This window comes from Kitasatospora sp. NPDC054768, from assembly GCF_053612025.1.
Genome location: NZ_JBSHBN010000294.1, coordinates 1 through 5,142 on the forward strand (window position 1 = coordinate 1; position 5,142 = coordinate 5,142).

The window sequence follows — 5,142 nt, forward strand, 5'->3', positions numbered from 1 at the left end:
CGCCGGGGTGCCGTCGGCGGAGGCGATCGCCGTGACGCCGAGCGTGGCGGCCGCGGCGACGGCGCCGCCAACGAGCCAGCGGGACATGCGCTTTGCCATGAGTATTCCTCTTCGTTCGTTTGATGTTGACCTGGTCGACAGATCGCCGGAATGGGACGAAGACCCCGGATGGCAGGCGAACCGACATGATGCGATGAAGCGTCATGAATGGCGGGGGCAAGGGTTGAAGGCCACGTGACCACCCCTGTGACCATCGGCGGAAACCGCCCCATCGAACCAGATCAACTGAGCCCGCGCCAAGACCCTTTTTGCAGCTCAGGCAGGCAAGTTGTCACGATTTGGAATGCATTTGATCACATGCTGACGGTGCGACACCTTTGCCGAATTATGAGCCCACTGAGGCACTTTGACTCCTTGACCTCTCTTCAACTCTTTGACTTCGTGAGCGTTCTGTTGGAGTGTCATTTATCGTGGGGATCTGCTGCGGCCGGGATTCGGCCGATGTCGACAGTGGAGGTTTCCCGTGCGCCAATCGATATCCCGCTCACGACGGCGAGGAAGGGGAGGGCCGCCGCTGCTGGGCAGGCTCTCCCTGAGCCTGCTGCCACTGGCCCTCACGGCCGGACTGGTGGGGGCGGGCGTTACGAGCGCCGCTGCCGCCGACCCGGCCACCGGGCAGGTTCGGCCGAGCGACCGCGAGCGTGCCGTGCAGGCGTGGCTCAACGGCGGCCCCCGGCTCCACGCACTCGCGGAGACCGCGCTCGCGGGCTCCGACCAGGACGTGAAGCGCTTCCTGGACACCGAGTTCGCCGGGGCGCAGAGCGCGGACGACCTGCTCACCGCCACCCAGATCTCCAGCGTGGGCGGGCCGAAGGTCCGCGAGGCCGCCGACAAGGCCATCGACGGGACGGCCGCGGATCGACGCACCTTCCTGGAGAGCGGCTGGCAGGCGGCCCTCGACACGGACCGGCGACTGTGGATCACCCGGATCACCGACCCCGCGATGGGCGCCGGCCGCAGCCTGCAGGCGGCGGGTGATGCCGCGCTGCGCAGCAACACCGGTGACGACCTGCAGCGATTCCTGACCGAGGGTCAGTTCACGGCGAAGGACGCCGACGACCGGGTCAAGCTGGTCCAGATCCTGAGCTCCGGTGGCCCCAACGTCCAGGCGGCGGCGCGGATCGCGCTGAACGGGTCGATCCAGGACGTGCGCGACTTCCTGGCGACCGGCCGGTACATCGCGCAGAGCCGTGACCAGGAGCGCGCGAGCATCGCGCAGCTTGCGCAGCAGGCGAAGGACGCGAGCGCGCAGGCGGCCCAGGAGACGGCCGCTGCCATCGAGGCCAAGGACACGGCGGTCCACGAGGCGCAGAAGGCCATGGAGGCCGCCGCCCTGGCCGCGTCCGAGACCCAGAAGGCCGGCAACGACGCCGCCAAGGCCACCGCCGCCGCGAACGACGCCGCCAGTGCGGCCGATCGCGCGGGTGCGGCGGCGCAGACGGCGCTGACCGCCGCCCGCGCGGCCAACGCGGGTGCGCGGGCCGCCGCCTACGCGGCGTCGAACGCGGCGGCCGCCGCGGCCGGGGCCCAGCGGGCGGCCGCCAACGCGCGGACGGCGGCCGCCAACGCGGCCGGTGACGCGACCAAGGCGCACGAGGCGCGGGTGGCGGCGGACGCCGCCGACGCCGCGGCGAAGATCGCCGCGGACGCTAACGCCACGCTGGTGAAGGCGAACGAGGCCGCCAAGAGCAGCAAGGACGCGGCGGGTGCCGCGCTGAGTGCCAAGGGCAACGCGGATTCCGCGGCGGGTTCGGCCGAGCAGGCCGGTGCCTACGCGGACAGCGCCGGCGGGCAGTCGGCGAAGGCCAAGCAGGCCGCGGCGGCGACGCGTCGCGCGGCCGCCGAGGCCGGCCGTGCCGCCGCCGCCTCGCAGCAGCTGGCCGGCGAGGCCGCCGCACAGGCCGAGGCCGCCAAGACGCTGCTGGCGTCCGCTGCCTCCCACGCCGCGGCCGCGGCACAGGCCGCGCGGGACGCCGCCGACCACGCCGGTCAGAGCGCCAACGCCGCGCAGGAGGCGACCGACCACGCGAACGCCGCCTCCGGCTTCGCCACGGACGCCCAGACCGCGGTCGACAAGGCCAACGCCGTCCAGGACCTGACCCGTCGCACCGAGGCCGAGGACCTGACCAACCGCACCGCGGCGGCCGTGGAGAAGGCCCGCAAGGCCAAGGCCGACCAGGCCGACAAGCAGGCGCAGACCGACCAGGCGGCCCAGGAGGTCCAGCAGGCGAGGGCCGAGGCCGACCGCCTCGCCCAGTTGGCCAACCAGCCCGGCGCCACGCCCGCGCAGGTCGCCACCGACGGCCGCAAGCTCGCCCTCGTCTCCCGCAAGATCTCCGGCACCTGGGGAGAAGCAGCGGCCGAGGCCGCCCTCACCGGCAACGACAACGCGGTCTTCTCCTACCTCAAGGCCGGTCGCAAGCAGGCGGAGGAGCACGACGCCCGCGACCGCGCCACTCAGGTCTACACGGACTCGGAGAGCGACGCGGTCCGTACCGCCGCCTACACCGCGCTCCAGGGCAACACGGACCAGGTCGGCCTGTTCCTGACCAGCGGCCAGGCAGAGGCTGCCGCTCCCGACAACCGGCTGACGATCACCCGCATCAGCGACAACGCGGGCCCGGCCGTCAAGGCCGCCGCCGACGCCGCGCTGCGGGTCAACACCCCGGCCGCGCTGCGGGACTTCCTCGGCAAGGGGCTGTCGGACGCCCAGGCCGCCGACGACCGCCTGACCGCCGTCCGGCTGGAGGACGCCCAGGACACCGAGCCCGAGCTCAAGGCCGCGGCCCGGATCGCCCTCGAAGGCCCCGTCCAGGACCTGCGCACCTTCGTGGCCCGGGGCCAGTACACCGCCCAGCAGCGCGACCGGCTCACCGCCGTCCACGTCGCCGACGTCAAGGGCCTGATCGCCCAGGCCACCGCCGCCGCCGCGACCGCCCAGCAGAACGCGGCCACGGCCCAGGCCGCCGCCGCCCTCGCGCGCGACGCCGCCAACGAGGCGAACGGCTACGCCGCCGCGGCCACGGCATCGGCCAACACCGCCGCCGACCAGGTCGCCAAGGCCCAGGCCGCCGCCGACGCCGCCCAGGCCGACGCCGCCAGGGCGGCCGCATCCGCGAAGACCGCGAACGCCGCCAAGGCCTCCGCCAACCGCGACGCCGCCAAGGCGGTCTACTCCGCCAACCAGGCTGAACGCTCCGCACGGCAGGCGTACTTCGCCGCTGCCGATGCCAAGGAGTCCGCCAGCGCCGCCCGTGCCTCGGCCGAGGCGGCCGGTCAGGACGCAGCTGCCGCCCAGGCCGCTTACGAGGACGCCCAAGCGGACTACCAGACCAAGTACGACGCCGAGGAGAAGGCCCGGCTCGCCAAGCTGGAGGCCGAGCGCAAGGAAGCCGAGAAGCAGGCCCAGGCCGAGAAGCAGAAGCAGGACGCGATCGCGGGGATCGAGGAGGAGATCAAGAAGGCGAAGGAGGACAGCGAGAACGTCAGCTACCTCTACCGCCTCTTCTCCGAGAGCATCCACCTCACCCTCGACGTCATCGGCGGCGCGGGCGGCGTCATCGCCCCCGGCCTCGCCGACATCGCCGACCTCGTCAACTGCGCCTACTACGCCGTCGAGGGCCGCACCACCGAGGCGGTCACGTCCTGCATCGGCGCGATCCCCTTCATCGGTGACGGCGCCGCCGTCGCCAAGCTCGCCCAGTGGGCCAAGAAGTTCGGCTCCTGGGGCGAGAAGGCCGTCGAGTTCATCAAGAAGCTCGTCACGCGCATTCCGCCGTCCTGCCCGCTGAACAGCTTCCCGGCCGGTACCCGCGTCCTGATGGCCGACGGCTCCACCCGCGCCATCGAGACCGTCCGGGTCGACGACGAGGTCCTCGCCACCGACCCCACCACCGGAGCGACCGGCCCCCGCCGGGTCTCGAACACCATCTACACCCCGGACGACCGCGACTTCACCGACATCTCCCTCGGTGCGGGCCGGTCACTCACCAGCACCGACCACCACCCCTTCTGGGCCGAGAACCGGAAGCAGTGGACCGACGCCGCCGACCTCAAGCCCGGCGACGAACTGCGCGACCCGGCCGGACAGGCCCGGCCGATCGAGAGCGTCCGGCACTGGAACACCCTCCAGGGCGCCTACAACCTCACCGTCGACGACCTCCACACGTACTACGTGCTGGCAGGCGACCTGCCGGTCCTGGTCCACAACACGGACCCGGCCTGTGCGACTCACCTTGCCCTCGGCCTCGAATCCATCCGCGGACAGGAAGTCGGGACGCTCGACCGGTTCGCGCAGGGCCTTGGAGCCGTGACCTACAAGAACGGGCCTTTCGGCGACCTGATTCCCAGGGGCGTGGCAACTCCTGAGAATCTCAGCAAGATGATCGATCGGGTCGTCTCCGGCGGTGGAAAGATCAGTTTCAACATGAAGGGCGTTCAGGACGTCGAGGGGATCCTCAAGGGGATGGACTACGGCAACGGTTACACGTCGCACGAGTTGAGGTACATCTGCGGAAACCCGGCGGTTCGTAGGATCACCACGTTCATCAACGGCGACGCTCCCTGCTAGCGACTAGGGTGACGCCATGAACCTGGAGATCTCCTTCGACAGCGGGAAGCGGAACACTCGGCCCGTGATGGTGGCTCTACCCGAGGGCGGAGGGCAGGTGCTCGGCGAGTTGACCGCTCGGGAAGAGCGGCCCGGAGGGTTCGAATGGCTTCAGGTCGTCATGAAGGTCTGGTACCGGCACGTTCTTCCGGTTGCGCCGTTCACCGAGTCGATCGAGGCGGGCTCCGTCGAGACATGGGTTCCCGTCGACTCCGTGACCTTCCTCGACGGGTATGACTACTCGGGAGTCAGGAACATGAGCCCGGGTGAGGGCCGGCCGGAGGGTGCTCCGCGGTTTCCGATGCCGTGGGAGGTATGAGCATGTGATGGGCCGTATGGTGCGGTGAACCGTCTTCCCCGCATCACGCCCCCGTCGGACGCTCGAAGCCGAGAGGTCCTCGCCGACACATGTCGGCGGGGACCTCACGGCGGCACAGCGGCGGTGGTGGGGGGCGACCCCGCCAGGCGGGGGC

General features: G+C 71.2%; 2 protein-coding genes. Both read left to right on the forward strand.

Features of this window, described 5'->3' with window-relative positions:
• The first annotated feature begins 523 nt into the window (after window positions 1–523).
• Window positions 524–4,630 carry a polymorphic toxin-type HINT domain-containing protein gene (locus tag ACWGKU_RS40370; protein ID WP_452191813.1) on the forward strand — a complete coding sequence of 1,369 codons (4,107 nt, stop codon included), beginning with the start codon at window positions 524–526 and terminating at the stop codon, window positions 4,628–4,630.
• 16 nt (window positions 4,631–4,646) lie between these two features.
• Window positions 4,647–4,988, forward strand: a complete 342-nt coding sequence (locus ACWGKU_RS40375) for a hypothetical protein (protein ID WP_401048374.1) — start codon at window positions 4,647–4,649, stop codon at window positions 4,986–4,988.
• Window positions 4,989–5,142: the final 154 nt, after the last annotated feature.

Coding starts and splice junctions, on each gene's coding strand:
- ACWGKU_RS40375 (WP_401048374.1), top strand. CDS start 4,647: ATGAACCTGGAGATCTCCTTCGACAGCGGGAAGCGGAACACTCGGCCC.